The sequence below is a fragment of the Collimonas rhizosphaerae genome (genome assembly GCF_038896935.1).
GTDB classification, from domain to species: domain Bacteria; phylum Pseudomonadota; class Gammaproteobacteria; order Burkholderiales; family Burkholderiaceae_D; genus Collimonas; species Collimonas rhizosphaerae.
Genome location: NZ_JBANDC010000017.1, coordinates 34,008 through 53,546, shown reverse-complemented (window position 1 = coordinate 53,546; position 19,539 = coordinate 34,008). Strand labels below are relative to the sequence as shown.

Annotated in this window: 20 protein-coding genes; 2 read left to right on the top strand and 18 right to left on the bottom strand. The window is 64.2% G+C overall.

Annotation, left to right across the window (positions count from 1 at the left end):
- Positions 1-25: 25 nt before the first annotated feature.
- The 11 genes from V8G57_RS20455 to V8G57_RS20405 form a co-directional block, all read right to left on the bottom strand.
- Positions 26-1,387, bottom strand: a complete 1,362-nt coding sequence (locus V8G57_RS20455) for an LLM class flavin-dependent oxidoreductase (protein ID WP_342830937.1) — start codon at positions 1,385-1,387, stop codon at positions 26-28.
- A gap of 250 nt (positions 1,388-1,637) precedes the next feature.
- Positions 1,638-2,129, bottom strand: a complete 492-nt coding sequence (locus tag V8G57_RS20450; protein ID WP_342830936.1) for a RidA family protein — start codon at positions 2,127-2,129, stop codon at positions 1,638-1,640.
- Positions 2,130-2,193: 64 nt separating this feature from the next.
- A complete protein-coding gene (locus tag V8G57_RS20445; protein ID WP_342830935.1) occupies positions 2,194-3,189 on the bottom strand; it encodes an ABC transporter substrate-binding protein in 996 nt (331 codons plus the stop codon).
- Between the two features lie 13 nt (positions 3,190-3,202).
- On the bottom strand, positions 3,203-4,069 hold the full coding sequence (locus V8G57_RS20440; protein ID WP_342830933.1) for a class II aldolase/adducin family protein: 867 nt from the start codon (positions 4,067-4,069) through the stop codon (positions 3,203-3,205).
- 28 nt (positions 4,070-4,097) lie between these two features.
- Entirely contained in the window at positions 4,098-5,051 is a 954-nt protein-coding gene (locus V8G57_RS20435; RefSeq protein ID WP_342830932.1) for a D-isomer specific 2-hydroxyacid dehydrogenase family protein, read from the bottom strand.
- Between the two features lie 12 nt (positions 5,052-5,063).
- Positions 5,064-6,176, bottom strand: a complete 1,113-nt coding sequence (locus tag V8G57_RS20430) for an LLM class flavin-dependent oxidoreductase (protein ID WP_342830931.1) — start codon at positions 6,174-6,176, stop codon at positions 5,064-5,066.
- Between the two features lie 30 nt (positions 6,177-6,206).
- Complete coding sequence (locus tag V8G57_RS20425) at positions 6,207-7,433, bottom strand: acyl-CoA dehydrogenase family protein (protein ID WP_342830930.1); 1,227 nt, start codon at positions 7,431-7,433, stop codon at positions 6,207-6,209.
- Positions 7,434-7,437: 4 nt separating this feature from the next.
- Positions 7,438-8,307, bottom strand: a complete 870-nt coding sequence (locus V8G57_RS20420) for an ABC transporter ATP-binding protein (protein ID WP_342830929.1) — start codon at positions 8,305-8,307, stop codon at positions 7,438-7,440.
- Positions 8,308-8,309: 2 nt separating this feature from the next.
- Complete coding sequence (locus tag V8G57_RS20415; RefSeq protein ID WP_342830928.1) at positions 8,310-9,164, bottom strand: ABC transporter permease; 855 nt, start codon at positions 9,162-9,164, stop codon at positions 8,310-8,312.
- Between the two features lie 183 nt (positions 9,165-9,347).
- Positions 9,348-10,268 carry a LysR family transcriptional regulator gene (locus V8G57_RS20410; RefSeq protein ID WP_342830927.1) on the bottom strand — a complete coding sequence of 307 codons (921 nt, stop codon included), beginning with the start codon at positions 10,266-10,268 and terminating at the stop codon, positions 9,348-9,350.
- Positions 10,269-10,386: 118 nt separating this feature from the next.
- A complete protein-coding gene (locus tag V8G57_RS20405) occupies positions 10,387-11,403 on the bottom strand; it encodes a 1-aminocyclopropane-1-carboxylate deaminase (protein ID WP_342830926.1) in 1,017 nt (338 codons plus the stop codon).
- Between the two features lie 169 nt (positions 11,404-11,572).
- Here V8G57_RS20405 and V8G57_RS20400 point away from each other — a divergent pair, with 169 nt between their 5' ends.
- On the top strand, positions 11,573-12,082 hold the full coding sequence (locus tag V8G57_RS20400; RefSeq protein ID WP_092392651.1) for an Lrp/AsnC family transcriptional regulator: 510 nt from the start codon (positions 11,573-11,575) through the stop codon (positions 12,080-12,082).
- A gap of 30 nt (positions 12,083-12,112) precedes the next feature.
- Here the strand turns inward: V8G57_RS20400 and V8G57_RS20395 are convergent, their stop codons facing one another.
- The 7 genes from V8G57_RS20395 to pcaH form a co-directional block, all read right to left on the bottom strand.
- Positions 12,113-12,529, bottom strand: a complete 417-nt coding sequence (locus V8G57_RS20395) for a YXWGXW repeat-containing protein (RefSeq protein WP_092392653.1) — start codon at positions 12,527-12,529, stop codon at positions 12,113-12,115.
- A 268-nt stretch (positions 12,530-12,797) separates the two neighbouring features.
- Entirely contained in the window at positions 12,798-13,556 is a 759-nt protein-coding gene (locus V8G57_RS20390) for a COG4705 family protein (RefSeq protein WP_092392655.1), read from the bottom strand.
- Between the two features lie 35 nt (positions 13,557-13,591).
- Positions 13,592-14,356 carry a COG4705 family protein gene (locus V8G57_RS20385; protein WP_342830925.1) on the bottom strand — a complete coding sequence of 255 codons (765 nt, stop codon included), beginning with the start codon at positions 14,354-14,356 and terminating at the stop codon, positions 13,592-13,594.
- A 106-nt stretch (positions 14,357-14,462) separates the two neighbouring features.
- Entirely contained in the window at positions 14,463-15,725 is a 1,263-nt protein-coding gene (gene pcaCD, locus V8G57_RS20380; protein WP_342830924.1) for a bifunctional 4-carboxymuconolactone decarboxylase/3-oxoadipate enol-lactonase PcaCD, read from the bottom strand.
- Positions 15,726-15,757: 32 nt separating this feature from the next.
- On the bottom strand, positions 15,758-17,149 hold the full coding sequence (pcaB, locus tag V8G57_RS20375) for a 3-carboxy-cis,cis-muconate cycloisomerase (RefSeq protein WP_342830923.1): 1,392 nt from the start codon (positions 17,147-17,149) through the stop codon (positions 15,758-15,760).
- Between the two features lie 40 nt (positions 17,150-17,189).
- Complete coding sequence (locus V8G57_RS20370) at positions 17,190-17,714, bottom strand: peptidase associated/transthyretin-like domain-containing protein (protein WP_342830922.1); 525 nt, start codon at positions 17,712-17,714, stop codon at positions 17,190-17,192.
- Between the two features lie 17 nt (positions 17,715-17,731).
- The gene (pcaH, locus tag V8G57_RS20365) at positions 17,732-18,424 is read right to left on the bottom strand and encodes a protocatechuate 3,4-dioxygenase subunit beta (RefSeq protein ID WP_342830921.1); all 693 of its coding nucleotides are present in this window, start codon (positions 18,422-18,424) and stop codon (positions 17,732-17,734) included.
- Positions 18,425-18,641: 217 nt separating this feature from the next.
- On the opposite strand from pcaH, the gene V8G57_RS20360 reads away from it, so the two are divergent.
- Positions 18,642-19,457: an IclR family transcriptional regulator domain-containing protein gene (locus V8G57_RS20360; RefSeq protein WP_425458312.1), complete on the top strand. Its 816-nt coding sequence runs from the start codon at positions 18,642-18,644 to the stop codon at positions 19,455-19,457.
- Positions 19,458-19,539: the final 82 nt, after the last annotated feature.

Genomic DNA, 19,539 nt, shown 5'->3' with positions numbered 1-19,539 from the left:
TTGGTTGCCTGATTGGTATTTGTTCTTATGCCGCGATTTTCTTGGCGGCTTGCGCTGCTTGCGTGTGCCTGTTTTCGGCGAATCGCAAGCCCAGGTTGCCGCGCAAGGTGTCGTGTTCATATTTGCTGCGGAACAGGCCGCGCGCCTGCAGGATGGGCACCACCAGGTCGATGAAGTCGTTGAGGCCGGCGGCGGCCGTGGTGCCGATGATGAAGCCGTCGGCGGCGCCCTGCTCGAACCATTTTTGCGCGATGTCGGCGACCTGTTCCGGCGTGCCGATGAAGCTGCTGCGCGGCACGGCAAAGCGCAATGCGGTCTGGCGCAATGTCAGCTGCTCTTCCTTGGCTACTTTCTTGATCTTGTCGGTATAGCTGCGATAGCTGTTGCTGCCGATTTCTCCCAGGTCGGGAAACGGCGCATCCAGCGGATAGACGGAGAAATCGAAATAGGTGAACGGCCGCCCCAGCTGATCCAGCGCTTCTTCGATGGTGATCAGGTCGACCCGTTCCTGGTATTTGCGCTCAGCCTCTTCTACGGTGCGGCCGATGATGGGGTCGATGCCGGGCAGCACCAGGATCTCTTCCGGCGCACGGCCGAAAGCTGCGGTGCGGCGCTTGATGTCCTGGTAGAACTCTTGCGCCTGCTCGAAAGTGTCGTGGATGGTAAAGATGGCGTCGGCGCTCCTGGCGGCCAGGTTGCGGCCGTCTTCCGAACTGCCGGCCTGGAAGATCACCGGCTGGCCTTGCTTCGAACGGGCAATGTTCAGCGGTCCCTTGACCGAAAAAAACTCGCCCTTGTGATCCAGCGCATGCAGTTTCTCGGGATCGAAGAAAACCCCCGTCTTGCGGTCGCCGACAAAGGCGTCGTCCTCCCAAGAATCCCACAAGCCCTGGACCACTTGCAGATGCTCGGCGGCCAGCTTGTAGCGCACGTCGTGCGCCAGGTGCCCGGTCTTGCTGTAGTTGAGCGCGGCGCCTTCCAGTCCGGTAGTCACCACGTTCCAGCCGGCCCGGCCCTGGCTGAGCAGGTCGAGCGAGGCAAACTGCCTGGCTGCCGTAAACGGTTCAGTGAAAGAGACCGACAACGTGCCGACCAGGCCCAGGCGGCTGGTCACCGTGGACAGCGCCGACAGCGCCGTCAGCGGCTCCAGCCGGTTCAGGTAATGCGGCGCCGATTTTGGCGTGATGAAGGTACTGTCGACAATGAACAGGAAGTCGAATTTTCCCGCCTCGGCTTTTTGCGCCACCTGCCTGTAATGCGCGAAATCGGTGCTGGCGTCGAGCGCCACATCCGGGTGTTTCCAACCGGACTGAGTAGTGCCGGCGCCCTGGATGGTTGTGCCGAGTTTTATCTGGCGCCTGGTTTTGCCGTACGCTGTATTGCCCATTTCGCTCTCCCTGGTGATTAGTCGATTGAGCGATGGTATACAGCAAATGATAATAATAGAACGTAATTATTGTTCTATGTAAATATGCGTAACGAGAATGAAGTTGGGGTGGTCGGGTGGGCGACGACCAGCCATCCGAAAAGCCGGAGTGGCGTTGGCGTGAAGGACAGTCAGAGACTCCGGCCAGCGCATTGCGCAGCCCGGAGGATGAGGCAGGACGGGGTCAGGCGGGATTGACGCGGTTTGCGGTTCAGCGTACTTTCGCCGCCGTCGCTTCGATTTCCACCAGTGCGCCGGGCAGCGCCAGGCCGGCAATCTGGAAGGCCGAGCGCACCGGTTTGTTAGGCTGCTCCTTGGTCGCAAAGAACCTGGTGTAGCCCGCCTGGAAACCGGCAAAATCGAGCTTGCCGTCCTTGCGCGGATCGCCCACCAGGAATACCTTGAGCTGGATGATGTCGCCCAGCGTCAGGCCCTGGCTGGCGAGGGCGGCTTCGATGCGGCGGAACACTGAGACGGTTTGTGTTTCCGTGTCGCCGAAAGCTTCGATCGATCCCTTTGGCGCATCCTTGTTGCTGACCTCGGGCAGGATGCCGCTGAGATAGATGGTGCTGGCGTTGGGCGGCACCACTACCGCCTGCAGGATGGGAAAGTCAGAGTTCGGCAGGGGAATGCGTTTGATTTCCTGGGCGCCGGCGGCGCCGGCGGCGAGCAGGAGAGCGCCAAATGCAAGGGCAGGAAGCATCTTGTTTTTTTTCATTGTGATCTTTCTTGAAATGGGAAAATCGGCAGGCGGATGTCAGTCCGGCTTATGCTAGCACGCTGCTGAAACTGCGGTCCCACAAGCCGCTGACATCGATGCGGCGGTCCAGCACCTTGTTGTCGGTGAAGACGTCCGCCACCTGCTGTTGCGAGCGGACCGCGGCGTCGTCGACGGCGACCAGCGCCGTGGGCTGGCTTTGCAGCTTGCGCTGTTCGTCGAACAGCCATTTCGGCAGTCCGGTGACCTGCGCCAGCCTGGCCGCGTAGGCATCGGGGTTGCGGTTGATCCATTCGTAGACCTTGCGCTCGCGCAGCAGGTAATCGCCGATGGCAGCGTGCCTGGCGGGATCGGCGATGGCCTTGGCATGCGCCGCCAGCAGGTAGTTGCCGGACAGGTAGCCGAGGCCGGTCTTGATGATGCGCGCGCCTTGCTTGCGCGCCAGCTGGATCAGCGGGCCGTAGATCACCCAGGCGTCCAGCTGGCCGCTCTGGAAGGCTGCCAGGCCGTCCTGCGGCGACAGGCTGACCGGCTTGATGTCGGCGAAGCTCAAGCCTTTTTCCTTGAGGAAGCGCAGCAGCAGGTAATGCGATGTGGTCGAACGCACGTAACCGACGCGCAAGCCTTTGAGTTCGGCGACGTCGCGCACGGCTGATTGCGGCGGCACCAGCAGCACCTGGTTGTTGACGTCGCCGCGCAGCACCGCGATCAGTTTCAGCGGCGCGCCGCTTTGCACCGAAAAAATCGGCGGGATTTCGCTCATGGCGCCGAGATCGATGGAGCCGCCGGAAATGGCTTCGACGATCAGGTTGCCGCCGGCGAATTCGGCGTAGCTGACCCGGTAGGGGAAGTTGGCGGCGCCGACGTCTTTGTAGAAAGACGTGGCGTCGCCCCTATAGGAAGCAACCCGCAGCAGGGTGTCGGGCGACAGCGGCGCCGCCAGCAGGTTGCGTGCGCCGAAACCGAGGCTCAGGCCCGCTCCCAGGCTTGCGCCGGCTTGCAGGAAACGGCGGCGGTTCAGGCCGTTCGGGTAGTGATGCGTCATCGTCATCCTTGGTTTAGTCGAACAGGTCCGGTTCTTCGCGTGTCACCACATCCCATAACGGCTGGAAGCTGAACCAGCCGCCGGCGTCGCTGCCGATCTGCGAAGCGGTGTGCTGGGCCACCGCCTGCGACAACGGCTTGGTCGGGCCAGCCGCTTCCGAGATCAGCTGCGCCTGGGCTGCGTTTTCCATGGCGATGTACCGCCACACCGCCGATTCGACCGAGCCGCCGACTGTCAGCAATCCATGGTTTTGCAGGATGGCCGCCTTGTGCGGGCCCAGCGTGCGGGCGATCCGCTCGCCTTCGCTGGTGTCCAGCACCACGCCGCTGTATTCGGAAAAAATCACATGGTCGCCGTAGAAGGCGCAAGAATCCTGGGTCAGCGGATCGAGCAGGCGCCCCTGCGCCGAGAAAGCCTTGCCCCATAATCCGTGCGAATGGGCGGCGGCGATCACGTCCGGGCGCGCCTTGTGCAGCTCGGAATGGATGGCGAAGGCAGCGCGGTTGAGCAGGCCGTCGCCATGCAGGATCTTGCCGCTGTGGCTGACCAGCAGCAGGTCCGAGACCCGGATATGGCCGAAGTAGACGCCGGCCGGGTTGACCCAGAACTGGTCGGGATGTTCCGGGTCGCGCGCCGTGATGTGGCCGGCGCCGCCCATGTCGTAGCCGTAGCGGGCGAACAGCCGGAACGAGGCCGCCAGCCGCTGCTTGCGGTACAGGCGCGCGGCTTCCACCGTGGGCGGTGGCGGCGGTTCGGCAAAGATGATGTCGCCGTCGGCGTCGCGCGGCGCCGAGTAGATCGCCGGCCGCGGGTGCGGATTGCCGACTACACGCAGGTGCGGCTTGGACAGCGGCGCGCTATGCAGGGGAGAGGTGCTCATGTCTGGGATCCTGTTGGTGAGAATGGGTTCAATAGCCGCGCGCCAGGTCAACCACGTCGGTCAAAGGCTGGCCGCTGCGGAAGCGTTGCAGGTTGCCGAGGAACTTGTCGAGCAGCGCCTGCACGATATGGTCGGTGCTGGGCGAAATATGCGGCGACAGGCGTATTTGCGGATGGCTGTAAAAGCGATGCCCGGCCGGCAGCGGCTCCGGCTCGGTCACGTCCAGCGTCGCCAGGCCGATGCGGCCGGCGTCCAGCGCCGCCAGCAGCGCCTGGTCGTCGACCAGGCTGCCGCGGGCGATGTTGATCAGGTGCAGGCCGGGCTTGGCTTGCGCCAGCACCGCGTGGCTGATCGCATGGCGCGTGGCCGCGGTGGCAGGAGCGGCCAGCACCAGGTGGTCGGAACGCGCCGCCAGTTCAGCCAGGCTGGCTACTCCTTCCACGCCTTCGATTTCAAACGGCGCATCCGAGCGGCGCACCGCCAGCACGCGCAAGCCGAGCGCCTGCGCCCGTTGCGCCAGTGCGCGGCCGATCGAACCGAAACCGTACAAGCCCAGCACGCTGCCTTGCACCAGCGTCAGCGATTGCCGTTTCCATTGGCTGGCGTCCTCCAGCCAGATATCGGGAATGCGTTTGGCGGCGCTGAAGATGGCCGCCAGCACGTATTCGGCGATGGCGTCCGACGCCGTGCCGCGCGCCGAGGTGACCACCGGGCCCTGGAACAGCCATGGCGGATAATAGTCGATGCCTACCGACGCCAGCTGCACCCAGTCCAGCTTGAACGGCCAGCCTTGCGGTATCGGCGCCGCCTGGGCGGCGGCGTTGCCGGATTTGCTGAACGGCAGCGCAAACAGCACGCTGGCGTCGCCCGGCAGGCCGGCCAGCGGACCGGGCGGCAGGTCGACGACGCGCACGCTGGCTTGCTGCGCGAGCTGCAGGTTGACCGCAGGATCGAACTGGCTGGCGACCACGATTTCGCTCATGGAATGCGCCGCTCAGGCTGCTTGCTGGGCTGGCGCCTGGCCGGCTGCTTCGCGTTGCGCTACCGCGGCGCGCACCAGCGGCAGCAGTTCGCGGCCGTATTGCAGGGCATCGGCGACCGGATCGAAACCGCGGATCAGGAAGGTCGTGATGCCGAGGTCGTAGTAGTCGAGCAGCGATTCCGTCACCTGTTCCGGCGTGCCGACCAGCGCCGTCGAATTGCCGGCGGCCTTGGTCAGGGCAGTAATCCCGGTCCACAGGCGCTTGTCGACCACCTTGCCCTGTGCCGCAGCCGCCAGCAGGCGCTGCGAACCGACGTTCTTCGGCTGCTGCGTGCGGCTGGCGAAAAACACGTTGTTGCTGACGTTGGCGGTGGCCTGTTCCAGGATGCTGTCGGCACGCGCCCAGGCTTGCTCTTCGGTGGCGCCCAGGATCGGGCGCAGCGACAGGCTGAAGCGGATCTTGTCGGCGCGGCCATGGCGGCCGGCGGCAGCGCGCACCTTGTCCACGGTTTCCTTTACCTGCGCCAGCGATTCGCCCCACAGCGCGTAGACGTCGGCGTGCTTGCCGGCGACTTCGATGGCGATATCCGAGGAGCCGCCGAAATAGATCGGCAAATGCGGCTTCTGCGGCGAACGCACCACCGCGTTCTGGCCCTTGACGCGATAGTGCCGGCCTTCGTGGTCGAACGGACCGCTGGAAGTCCAGGTTTTCCGCAGCACTTCCAGGTATTCGTCGGTGCGCTGGTAGCGCTCGTCGTGATCCAGGAAATCGCCGTCGCGCTGCTGTTCAGTATCGTCGCCGCCGCTGATGATGTGCACCGCCAGGCGGCCGTCGCTAAACTGGTCGAGCGTAGCCAGCTGGCGCGCAGCCAGGGTCGGCGCCACGAAGCCGGGCCGGTGCGCCAGCAGGATGCCGAGCCGTTCGGTCTGGTGGGCGATGAAGGCGGCGACCTGGAAACCGTCCGCCGAACTGCTGCTGTGCGCCACCAGCACCCGGTCGAAGCCGGCGTATTCGTGGGCGCGGGCGATCGCGCCGACATAACTTTTATCGATTGCGGGGCCATGCGGCAACAGCGTTTCGGAAGTTTCCTGGGTGGCAGAGATGCCGATGAATTCGATGCTCATGTCAGATCCTTGTATGAAATGGATGATGGTTCAGGCGGCGCGCACTGCGCCGGCCTGTGCTTGCACTTGCGGTTGCGGTTGCGGCTGGCCGGCAAACGCCGCGCGGCCGCCGGCCACCAGGATGGTGTCGTTCTGCGGCGTGTGGATGCGGCTGCACAGCACATTGCGGTAATGCCGTTCCAGCGCATTGCTGCGCGATAGCCCGGGATTGCCGCTGATTTCGATGGCTTTTTCCACCACCGCGATAGCCTGGGTGGTGACCAGGTATTTGATGCGGCTGGCGTCGCCGGCGCCGGTCTGGCCGGCAATCGCGGCATCCAGCAGGACGCGGTTGGAGAACAGCCAGGCATCGAGCTGCCCGACCACTTCCTGGAAGCGCGGCAAAGTCGCCAGCGCGGCGCCGAGATTGGCCGGCGCCCGTGTTTGCAGCCACTCCACCAGCCAGTCGCGGGCAGCACGGGCGACGCCGTCGTAGATGGCGCCGAGCAGCACCGACATCCACAGCAGCAAGGATGGATCCAGTTCCGGCGGGCTGGTGGCCGGCGCCACATCGACCGCATGCTCGGCCGGCACCAGCACGCCGTCGAACACCACTTCGTGGCTGCCGGTGGCGCGCATGCCCAGGTGATCCCAGCTTTCGATCACCGAGATGCCAGGCGTGTCGCGGCGCACCAGCCAGGCGCCCACCAGCGGTTCCGGGTCGTCGCTGCGGGCCCAGACGGTGAGCCAGGTCAGGCGCGGGATGCCGGTCGAATACAGTTTGCGGCCGCTGATGCGCCAGCCTTCCGGCACGCGCCGCGCTACCGTCGCCGGCAAACCGCCGCGCGCCGGCGTGCCGAGTTCCGGTTCGACCCGCAATGCATTGATCAGGGCGCCATCGCGCACCGCATCGGCAGCCACCTGCCGGTACAGGTGTGGCGGCCAGCGCGTGGTGCGCGGGGTCGCCGTGTGCTGCAGGTACTGCATGGTCAGCACCAGCGCGGTGGACGGATCGCCATAGGCGACAGCGGCGATCACCTTGCGCGTTTGCGCCAGGCTGGCAGCCAGTCCGCCAAAGGCGCGCGGTACGGTCAGTGCCAGCAAGCCATGTTCATGCAAGCGTTCGAAATTGCGGTGCGGGAAACTGCCGTCGCGATCGTACTGGGCGGCGCTGGCGCCAAATTCGGCGCTGAGCGCGGCCAGCAGCTGTTCGAACTCGGGTGTGTCGAGGATCGACGGCGCGGGCGTCGGCAACGGGGTGAGGTGGTTGGCTGACATGGATTCAGATGGAAAAATTGCTCAGGTTGAAGGGCGCTGCCGGCGATGGCGGGACCAGGTGCAATACGGGCTTGGGCGCGCCGGCGTCGGCATCGAGTTCAACTCCCAGCAGCTGCAGCAGCTGCGTCCGCACCTTCTGGAAAGCGTGATTCTCGGCGCTGCGCGGACGCTGCTGGTCGATGCGCAGGTCGGCGACGATGCGGCCGCCATCCAGCACCAGCACGCGATCGGCCAGCAGCACCGCCTCGTCGACGTCGTGCGTCACCAGCAGCACAGCCGGCTGGTGCACCCGCCACAGCGACAGGATCAGCTGGTGCATGCGGATGCGGGTCAGCGCATCGAGTGCGGCGAACGGCTCATCGAGCAGCAGCAATTGCGGCTCGCGCACCAGCGCCCGGGCCAGCGCCACCCGCTGCGCTTCGCCGCCGGACAGGGTGCCGGGCCAGGCATTTTCCCGGTGCGCCAGGCCGACTTCGGCCAGGGCCTGGCGCGCGCGTTCGCGCGCCTGCGGAATATGCAAACCCATGACAACGTTGCGCCAGGCGCGTTTCCAGGGCATCAGGCGCGGCTCCTGGAACACGGCGGCGCGCGCCTGCGGCACTTGCAGTTGGCCGGAACTGATCTGGTCCAGTCCGGCCAGCGCGCGCAGCAGCGTGGTCTTGCCGGAGCCGCTGCGGCCGAGCAGGGCGATGAATTCGCCGGGACGGATATCGAGATCGAGCCGGTCCAGGATCGTGTTCTGGCCGAAGCGTTTGCTCAGCTGGCGGGCGCGTACGGCGTTATTCGGGTGGCCGGCGGGGCGGAGCACCTCCGGTTCGGCCGTTTCGTCGCGCAGCCGGCCGGTATCCGTCACTGAAAGTTTGGCGGTCAGCATGGTCAGTCCTTGATGAAAGAGGGACGCCAGGCCAGCGCAAAATGTTCGATGCTGCGCACCAGCAGGTCGGTGAACAGGCCCAGCAGGCTGTAGGCCAGCAGGCAGACCACGATGATGTCGGTGCGCATGAAGTCGCGGGCGTTGTTGATCAGGTAGCCGAGGCCGGCGGTGGCGTTGATCTGTTCCACGATCACCAGCGACAGCCAGCTGATGCCGAGCGCGTAGCGCAGGCCGAGCAGGAAAGACGGCAGCGCGCCCGGCAGGATCACATGCCAGATCAGGCCGAAATGGCTGAGGCCGAACAGGCGGCCGGCTTCGATCAGCTTGGCGTCGATGCTGCGGATGCCGCTATACAGGGTCAGGTACATCGGGAAGGTGGTGGCGAAGGCGATCAGCGTCACCTTGGTGAATTCACCGATGCCGAACCAGAGGATGAACAGCGGCACCAGGCCGACGAACGGCAGCGTGCGCACCATCTGCATGGGCGAATCGACGATCACTTCGCCGCGGCGCGAGAGGCCGGAAACCAGCGCCAGCGCGGTGCCCAGCGACAGCGAGATGGACAGTCCGGTCAGCACCCGGCCTAGCGACACCAGGATGTTGCTGCCCATTTCGCCGGACGCCACCAGCGCGCCGAAGGTGGCGCCGATCTGCGACGGCGCGGCCAGTATGCGCTCCGGGATGAAGCCTAGCCGCGAGGCGGTTTCCCACAGCAAAAGAATCGTTATGGGACTGGCTGCGCGCGACAGGAACGCCAGCAGGCGCCGCCGCAGCACCTGGCGCAGGGCGGGCCGGCCGGTTTCAGCGGGGGTGGGGCGCGGTACTGCGCCGGGGTGAGGAGCGGTGGCTATCGACATCGTGCTTGATGATCCGTAAAACAATTGCCTCCGGCCGTCGAAACCCTTGGCTGCAGCCCTTGGGCATGCAGCGCAGTGCGACCGTAAAGTGGATCATAAGTCGTGCGATATTATGATAAAACGAATTATTTATTATATGAAAATATGAATTTTGAGAATAATGATGCCGGCGCTTCCGTGAGCTCAGGCCCTGAGCCGGCGCCGCGGCTCGGCGCCGTCGAAGGTCTGCGCCACGGCGCTGCCGAACAGGTCGACCGCCTGCTGCAAGCCGCTCGCCAGGCGCGCCTGCTGGATCAGCCAGATATCGAGCAGCGGCTTGAAGTCGGTGACGTTGACCACGTCCAGCTGGTCGCGATAGCGGCTGCGCGCAAGCTGCGGCAGCGGCATCAGCCCGAGTCCCAGGCCGCTGGCGACCAGCCCTAGCTGCAGGTCGGCGCCGAAGGTTTCCAGGTTGATCTTGAACGACAGCCCCTGGCCCGCAAGCGCGCGCTGCAAGCCGGCGCGGAAGCCGCAGCCGTCGGGATTGAGGACCCAGCCGCGGCCGTGGCAATCGGCCAGCTTGTAGCTGCGGCGGGTCATCTCGCCCTTGGGCGCCACCACCACCAGTTCAATCCGTCCCAGCGTCTTGCCGCTGACGCCGTCCGGCAGCACCTTGGTGGCGGGGAACAAGGCGGTGGCGGCGTCCAGCTCGCCGTTGGCCAGCTTGTCGACCAGCTGCGAGCCCCAGCCGGTGGAGACCTGGGTATTCAGTTCGGGGAAACTGTCCTTGATCTGCCGCAGCGCATCCAGCAATGCGATATCGCCGATGGACTGGATCACGCCGAGGCGGAATACGCCGCTGGGCGGCTCGTCGTGGCTGACCAGGTCGCGCAGCGATTCGACTTCGCGCAGCACCGCGCGGCATTGCTCGTACACCAGCTTGCCCATGGCGTTGGGCCGCGGCGGCTTGGTGCTGCGATCGAGCACATCGATGCCCAGCGCTTCTTCGAAACTCTGGATGCGCCGCGTGATGGCCGGCTGGGTCAGCTGCAGCGACTCTGCCGCGAGGCTGATGGATTGGCAGCGCACGACGGCGACGAATGCATCGATATCATCTATCTTCATAAGAAATTCGCATATATGCCAGAGTTATTTATACGAATTTTAACAGCAAGACAGAAATTGTGGATTGTCATTCCTGACAGGTTTACCGACTATTCATATGCGCTGGCAGCGCCTCCTTTCAACCGTTGCGGAACAGGAAGCTGTAAGCGTTCAGCGCCGGCACCCCGCCCAGGTGGGCGTACAGCACCCGGGAGCCGGCCGGGAATTCGCCCAGCCGCACTTTCTCTATCATGCCGTGCATGGATTTGCCTTCGTACACCGGGTCGGTCAACATGCCCTCCATGCGCGCGCACAGGCGGATCGCTTCCAGCGTGCCGTCGTTCGGCAAGCCATATTCAGGGCCGCCGAAACGCGTGTCCAGCACCACATCGCGGGCCGTGATGTCGCGCCCCAGTTCGACCAGCCCGGCGGTATTCTTCGCGATGCGCAGGATCTGCTCCAAGGTTTGCTGCGGCTTGGCCGAGGCGTCGATGCCGATCACGCGCTCGGCGCGGCCGTCGGCCGCAAACCCGACCAGCATGCCGGCCTGGGTGCTGCCGGTCACCGAGCAGGTGACGATGTAGTCGAACTTGAAACCCAGCTCGGCTTCCTGCTGCCGTACTTCTTCGGCAAAACCGACGAAGCCGAGGCCGCCGCGCGGATGCTCCGAGCAGCCGGCTGGAATCGGGAACGGCTTGCCGCCGGCCTTGCGCACATCGTCCATGGCTTGCTCCCAGCTCTGGCGGATGCCGATGTCGAAACCGGCGCTGTCGAGCCGCACCTCGGCGCCGAGGATGCGCGACATCTCGATGTTGCCGACCCGGTCGTATACCGCATCCGAATAGTTCACCCAGTTTTCCTGCACCAGCAGGCACTTCAGGCCCAGGTGCGCAGCTACCGCGGCGACTTGGCGCGTCTGGTTCGACTGGATGCCGCCGATCGACACCAGCGTGTCGTAGCCGCCCTCCAGCGCTTCCGGGATCAGGTACTCAAGCTTGCGGGTCTTGTTGCCGCCGAACGCCAGGCCGCTGTTGCAGTCTTCGCGTTTTGCGTAGAGCTCGACCTTGCCGCCGAGATGGGCGCTGAGGCGCGGCAGCGGCTGGATCGGCGTTGGCCCGAAGGTGAGCGGATAGCGGGGAAATTTCTGCAGGTTCATGGAAGTCGCTCCTGGGATTGAAGGGAATCCGCGCGGCGCAGCGGCGCCGCCGGGACAAAATCCATATTAAAATCAATCGCTGGAATCAGGGTTGCAAGTTTTGACGGAAATTCAGATCTAAAAAACGAATTTGTGTTGATTGAATGGCTTTTATTCTGGAAAGAAGGATATGAAAGCAACAAAATTGCGCCAGAAGGCGGCGCCTGCCGATGTTCCTGCCGTCGCCATGGATCGCACCGACCGCGCCATCCTCAAGTTGCTGCAGCGCGATGCGTCGGTATCGAATGTGGCGTTGGCGGCCAAGGTGAACCTGAGCGCGCCGGCTTGCCTGCGGCGCGTCGAACGGCTCAAGGAACTGGGGCTGATCAGCGGCATCGTGGCCTTGCTCAATCCGCGCGCGCTGGATGCCGGGACGCTGGTGATGATCGGGGTGGTGCTGGATCGCTCAACGCCGGAATCGTTTGCCGATTTCGAGCGGGCGGCGCAGAAGGTTTCGGGTTGCCTTGAATGCCATGTAGTCACGGGGGAGTTCGACTACTTCATGCTGTTGCGGACCAAGGACAACGATAGTTATAACCGGCTTCATGCGGAACAGCTGCTGTACCTGCCGGGAGTGCGGCAGATCCGCACATTCATGGTGCTCAAGCAGGTTCTATCAACGACCCAGCTGCCGCTGTAGGGAAACAGGCGGCAGCTGGTTCGAGGCTGCTTAGCAGTTGCCTTTTTTTGCCTGCCCTGGAGGGCAGTGATAACGGCCGCCGTCGTCATCACGGCGGTCATCACGGCGATCGTAGCGGTCTTCACGGCGGTCGTCGCCACGGCGCCAGCCGCCGCGGTTCAATTCCCAGCCGTTGCTGCCTTGGCGCCACTCCGGACGGCTGTACTGGTAGCCGCTGCGAGCACGTTCCCAATGGCCGCCGGCCCAGACGTGGCGGCCGCCATCCCAGTTCCAGTAGCCTGGCGCCCAGACATAGCCGACCCGCGGCGGCGGCACGACCTCATAGCGCGGCGGCGGCGGCGGGGTGCCGATGGTGATGTTGACGCCGATCTGCGCCATTGCCTGGCTTGGCATAAAGGCGGTAGCGCTCAGTGCTGCCAGCGCTGCCGCGCAAAGGATGCGTTTCATGTTTTCTCCCTCAGTTGTTTGGTTGTAAAACTATATCTGTTATTTTTTCAGAACCAAGCAATGATGCAATAAATTACACTTCGACGCATCGCCTTACATGCGTTAAATTTTGTTAAGACCATCAATTTATATAACGTTTGCATCAAGGAATGCCGATGCGGCAGTCGCCAAGGTAACAAACTGGACCTTGAAATGAGAAAATACGGCGGCCGGAGTATTGCTCCGGTCGCCGCATTGATTGGATGACGTGAGTATGCAGTACGAAGAATCAATGGGCCTGTTGCGCCGGCCTTTGCCGGAAAAACAGGATACAGCCCAGGATGAAGGCGAACAGCGCCAGCGATGCGGAATAGCGGCTTAACGCCAGGCCGCCGGCATTGAGAGGCTTGTCGAGGAAATCGCCGACCACCGCGCCCAGCGGGCGGGTCAGGATGAATGCGGCCCAGAACAGCGCGGTGCGCGATATGCGGGTTCTGTAGTAAGCCAGCACCAGCAGCGCCAGCAGTCCGCCGAACAACAGCGCGGCGCCGGTGTAGCCGAGGCCGGCGGTATCCGCGGTCCAGTCGCCCAGCGCCGTGCCCAGGGTCTGGGAAAACATGATGGTCAACCAGTAAAACATCTCGGCCTTGGGGGTGTTGACGGTCGCTACCGATATCGTGCCAAGCGTGCGATGCCAGATCGCCAGCGACGCCATCAGCAGGATAAACAGCAGGGAACTGCCGCCGGCATAGCCGATGCCGAGCGAACGGTCGGCAAAGTCCGCCAGCGTGGTGCCTACCATGGTGGTGGCGATGATGGTGGCCCAGTACAGGAACGGGTGGAAACCCTTGGCCCTGACCTGGGCAAACACGGCAACCAGGAAGACTGCCGCGAAAATGGCGGTGGCTACCAGGTAGCCGAGGTTCATCGACATGGAGACGGCGTCGCCGCCGGTTTCACCTAGCGTGGTGGCGGCTATCTTGATGATCCAAAAGAGCAAGGTGACCTCCGGGACCTTGCTCAGGCTGCGTTCGAGAGACTGGTTCATGCGGATTTCCTTTCGATATCAGGTCTGTTGCCGGGTTATTGCTTCAGGCGTTGCGGGACCAGCGACAGATAAGTAACCATGCCGACGATCAGCGCCAGGAAAACGATGCTGGCTTCTACCGTGCCGAAGCCCAGGCCGCCATTGCTTGCCGGCTGCGACAGCAGGTCGCCGCAGGATGCGCCGAAAGGGCGCGTCAATACATAGGCTACCCAGAAGCAGGCCACGGCGTCGGCCTTGAACACGTAGCGGAACAAGGCGACCGCCGCAATCAGGCCGCCGAACAGCAGCGCGGAATTGGCGTAGCCGAGTTGCAAGCCTTCGGCCAGCCAGTCGCCGGCTGCAGTGCCGAGGGCGAAAGTGAATAAGATCGCGGCCCAGTAAAACAGTTCACGCCTGGGGCTGTCGATTGACTGGATGGAAAGTGTTTTTTCCTGTGCATACCAGACGGCGAAAGTGGCGATCAGGGCTATGCTGAACAAAGCGGTCGAGGCCGCCAGCGGTACATTGAGCTGGTCAGTCAGGTTGTCGGTGACCAGGGTGCCGAATACGCTGACGAACACCACGGTGATCCAGTACAGCGCAGGCACATAGCGGCTGGCGCGCAGCTGGAACAGCAGCGCGACGATAAACAACATGCCCGTCAGCGCGGTAGTCGCGGCCAGGCCGAAATGCAGGTTGGCATTCAGGAAATCCGCGGCTGTCTCGCCGACCGTGGTGGACATCATCTTGATGATCCAGAACAGCACGGTGACTTGCGGTACCTTGTTCAGCCAATATCTTGCGCCTGGCAGTATGTTCATGGCGGCCTCCGGAATGGATGGTTGCAAATGCGTCGTTGCAGGCAGTCTGCAGCGCCAGACTTAGCTCAACCATAGCGGATGCCATCCGGCCGCCGTCACGCGTTCGTTACAATTCCTGCATGAATTGCACGACGGCCTGGGCGAACGCCTGGGGCTGTTCCGTTGCGCTCAAGTGCGAAGCGTCTTTCAGCACGGCCAGCCTGGCGCGCGGGATTTTCTCGGCCAGCGTTTGCGCCATGGCCAGCGGCGTGCCCTGGTCCAGTTCGCCGGCGATCACCAGCGTCGGCGCCGCTATCTGCGGCAGGCGCTCGGTGGTGTCTACCGTGCCGACTGCGTGGCAGCAGCCAATATAGCCGTCGGCGCCGGTGCTGGCCAGGCGCCGGCGGAAACGCGCCACGGTGGCGCTGTGCTCGGCGCGGAAACGATCGTGGAAATAGCGTCCCATGACGGCATCGGCAATCACCTCGACGCCGTGGGCGCGCACGGTGTCTATCCGCTGCTGCCATACTTCGCGCGCCGCCGGCGGGTAGTGCGAAGTGCTGTTGGCGATGACCAGCGCGGCCACCAGCGACGGATGGCGCAGCGCCAGTTCCTGGCCGGTCATGCCGCCCATCGACAGGCCGACCCACACCACCGGGCCGGAATCGAGCTCGCGCAGCAGGCGCGCCGCATCCTCGGCCAGGTCGGCGATGGCATACAGTCCTGCCGGCGCATCCGAGCTGCCGTGGCCGCGATGGTCGTAGGCGATGACGCGGCAGTCGGCGGCCAGCAGGTTGGCCAGGCTGTCCCACATGGTCAGGTCGCAGCCGAGGGCATGGCTGAGCACTACGGTGTGGCGCGGCGCCTTGCCGTTGCGGGGCGCGCGCACGCTGTAATGCAAAGCCGGCTTGCTGACGGTGACGGCGGCGCGGCCGATGCCGGGGTGCGCCGCTTCGGCCGGCGGCGCAGGAGCGGGCGTGTAACCGATCTGCGCACCGATTTCGCGCAGGATTTTTTGTGCATGCGTGAAGGCGGTATTGGCGGCCGGCACGCCGGCGTAGATGGCGCCTTGCATCAGCACTTCCTTCATTTCATCCGGCGTCAGGCGCGTCTCGGCATCGCCCAGCAGCGCCGCCCGTGCGTGCAGCTCGAATTCCTCCCAGCGGCCCAGCGCCATGGTGATCGCCAGCACGATCACGCGCCGGGTTTTCTGTTCCAGGCCGGGACGGCCCCAGATGTCGTTCCAGGCGAAGCGCGTAATCAGGTTCTGGAATTCCGCGTTGAAACCGGTGGCGTTCGCCAGCGAACGGTCGACCCAGTCGTCGCCGAGTATCTGGCGGCGGTTTTGCAGGCCGCGTTCGAAGTCATGATCGATGGGATCGTAGCTCATGGTTGGTTTACCTGTTTGTTCATGGTTGGGTTTCAGGCCTGGACGGCCTGCGCCTGCAGCATATCCATGGTGGCCTGCAAGACTTGCAATTGCCGGTGCGCCAAGGCTGCGGCCGGCGCCGTTGCCGCGGCCGGGTCGAACAATGCATGCAATGCCTCAGGGTCAAGCGTGCCGCGCAAGCGCGCATCCGTCTTGACGGCGTCGCGCGTTACCTCGGCCAGCTGCCTGCCGGCGGCAACCGCCTGCTGCGTCAGCTGCTCCATCAGGACATGGGCTTGCGGCCGGCCGATGGCGCCGGCCAGGTGAACCGATACGGTTTCCGCGAACACCAGTCCTTGCAGCGCGTCGATATTGCGCAGCATGCGTGCGGCATCGACCTGCAGTCCGGCGACGGCTTCGTTCAATGCGCTGAGTGCGCCATGGGCGCTGAGGAACAAGCCAGGCCATTCCGCCAGTTCGGCTTGCCAGTTGCCGAGGCCGCGCTCGTGCTGCTGGCCCATGCTGGCCAGCAGCGCTGCAGCGTGCTGCGGCGTGCGGGTGGCTGCCGCCAGGGCGATCATGGCTGACACCGGATTGCGCTTGTGCGGCATCGCCGATGAACCGCCGCGGCCATTGCCCGATGGCTCCGCCAGCTCGGCGATTTCACCTTGCGCCAGCAGGCTGAGATCGGTCGCGATCTTGCCCAGGCTGCCGGTCAGTACCGCGACTTCCAGTCCCAGCCGCACCCATTCGTCGCGCTGCGTGTGCCAGGCGGCGCCGGCGACAGACAGTTCCAAGTCGTCGGCCATGCGCTGCGCTACAAGCTGGCCTTTTGCGCCCATCACCGCCAGCGTGCCGACAGCGCCGCCAAGCTGCAGCTGCAGCGCGCGCTGCGCCGCCTGGCGCAACTGCAGGCGCGCGCGCACCAGCGGCGCCGCCCAGCCGGCCAGTTTGAAGCCGAAGCTGGTGACCTGGGCCGGCTGCATCAGCGTGCGCGCCAGGATCGGCGTCGCCAGGTGCTGCCCGGCCAGGCTGAGCAGGTTGCCGGCCAGCGTTTGCAAGCCCTGGTCGAGCAGGGCCAGCGCTTCGCGGGTGACCAGCACCATGGCGGTGTCGATCACGTCCTGGCTGGTGCTGCCCCAGTGCACATGGCTGGCCGATTCCTGGTTGAACAGGGCGACCGTCTTGGTCAGCTCCTTGACCAGCGGGATCGCCAGGCTGCCGGCGCGGCGGCTGGCGTGCACCAGCGCCGGGATATCGTACAGCTGGGCATTGCAGACGCCGGCGATGGCGCGCGCGGCGCTTTCCGGGATCACGCCCTCGGCCGCCTGCGCCCGCGCCAGGGCTTCTTCAAAACGAAACATGGCTTGCACCACGGCGCTATCGTCGAATACGGCGATCATTTCCGGGGTGGTCAGGAAACTGTCAAAGATTGAAACGCTCATTGCGGCTCCGTTGGGTGGACTGCAACTGTATCGCTGGTTGTCAAACGTAGTCGAAGAACACGGTTTCCTGTTCGCCTTGCATCCAGATATTCCAGTGATAGCTGGCCTCGCCCTGTTTGCGCGCAATCAGCGTCGCGCGCCGGTCGGGCGGGACCTGGCTGAGGATCTCGGATTGCGCCAGGCCGCTGTCGTCGTCCAGGAAGACCGCGCTGAACTGGTGCTTCACCAGGCCGCGCGCAAAGACGGTGACGAACATCACGGGTTTTCCGGAACGGGCGGGGGCGGGCAGCGATACTGCGATGCTGAACGCGCCGTCATCGCCGCTGGCAATGCGGCGGAAGCCGGGGATCGCCTGGGCCGTTTCGGCGGCGGCCGCGTCCGGCATCCAGGCTTCGATCCAGCCGTCGTTGATCGGTGCGCCGTCGCCATCGCGCAGCACGCCGCTGATGGTGACGGTCGGGGCGCTGCTGTGCAGCGTGGCGCTGGCGTTTACCGCCCAGGCCCAGGCCTCGTGCGGGAACGGGCCTACGGTTTGCGAAGTGGTGATGTGAAAATTGGCAGTCATTTGATTTGCATTCCCGCTCAGAGATCCATGGGCGTGGCGTCGCGGCCGCGCAAGACGATGTCGAATTCATAGCCCAGCATCTGGTCGCCGACGGTCTGTTCCAGGCTGAAGCGCGCAATCAGCCGCTGCCGCGCGGCCAGGTCCGGGATGCTTTGAAAGATAGGGTCGTAATCGAACAAAGGGTCGCTCGGGAAATACATCTGCGTCACCAGGCGCTGCGCATAAACGCTGCCGAACAGGGAAAAGTGGATATGCGCCGGGCGCCACGCCTTGTGGTGGTTGCCCCAGGGATAAGGGCCAGGCTTGATGGTGACAAAGCGGTAGCGGCCGTCGGCGTCGGTCAGCATCTTGCCGAAGCCGAAAAAATTCAGGTCGAGCGGCGCATCGTGCTGGTCGCGCTTGTGCCAATAGCGGCCGGCGGCATTGCATTGCCAGACTTCCAGCAGGGAGTTGCGCACCGGCTTGCCGTCTTCATCCAGCACACGGCCGGTGACCACGATCTTTTCGCCCAGCGGTTCGCCCTGGCCGTGCGATGTAAGGTCGGTGTCGTGCGGCAGGATCAGGCTGGGCGACGCCGCGATGTTGGCCTGCACCGGTTCGGCGGCGCGGATGCGCAGCGGTTCCTGGGTTGGGCCGCGTTTCACGGTGGAGATGTAGGGCGGGTAAATCAGGCTGGGGTAGACCCCGGTTTCTGTGGGCTCGAATCTCACGTAGGTTTCCTTTGGATTGATGGCGCGTTGCAGCCATCGTCTTGAGCAGCGGGGAAATCGGGTTTTCGCGTGATTGTGCGTATATCGCGCAAAAATCTCATTTCCTGTCTAAGTGATTTAAATCATAGGGGATCGGCAATCCGGCATCAAGGTGATACCATGCTGCCATAACCGCATAACGCCCACATTGTGCGATATACGCCCATATGGAGATTTCATGGCTACCGATTCCCTGCCTGGCGCGCGTTCCGACACTGCGCCAACTACTTCTTCGGAAGAACCGCTCAAGCGCGACCTGATCGCCGGACTGGAAAAGGGCTTGCTGGTGATCGAGGCTTTTGACCAGGAACGCTCGCGCCTGACGATCAGCGAGGTGGCGCAGCGCGCCGGCCTGACGCGCGCGGCGGCCCGCCGTTATCTGATTACCCTGACCCACCTGGGTTATGTGCGGCATGAACAAAAGGTGTTTTCGCTGACGCCCAAGGTGCTGCGCCTGGGCCAGTCCTACCTGCACTCGGCGCGCCTGCCGCGCATCGTCCAGCCTTTACTGTACCGGCTGGCGTATTCGCTGGAAGAGGCCGCCTCGGCCGGCGTGCTGGACCACGACGAACTGGTGTGCGTCGCCGCAGTCAGCGCCGGCCGGCTGGTGTCGGCCACCTTGCAGCCGGGCACCCGGGTGCCGGCCTTTTGCACCGCCAACGGCCGTGTCCTGCTGGCCAGCTTGCCGCAGGCGCAGATCGAATCCTTCCTGGGGCGGCTGCAGCTTGAGCCGATCACAGCCCACACCATCGTCAACAAGGAACGGCTATTGCTGGAGATTACCCGCACCCGGGCGCAGGGTTACGCGGTGGTCGACCAGGAACTGGAACTGGGATTGCGCACGATCGCGGTCCCGCTCAAGAATTTCCGGGGAGAGACGGTGGCCGCAGTGAATGTCAGCGTGCACGCGGCGCGCATGGCGGTGGAGGACATCGTCGAGCGCTGCCTGCCGGCGCTGCTGAAGGCGCAGGTGGAGTTGACCGCGCTGTTGTAAGGCTTAACTGGCGAAACGGAAAAACGTTTGCTAGTGGACAAGACGATTGCGTGGTTCTTGAAATTGGCGCCAATATGACCCT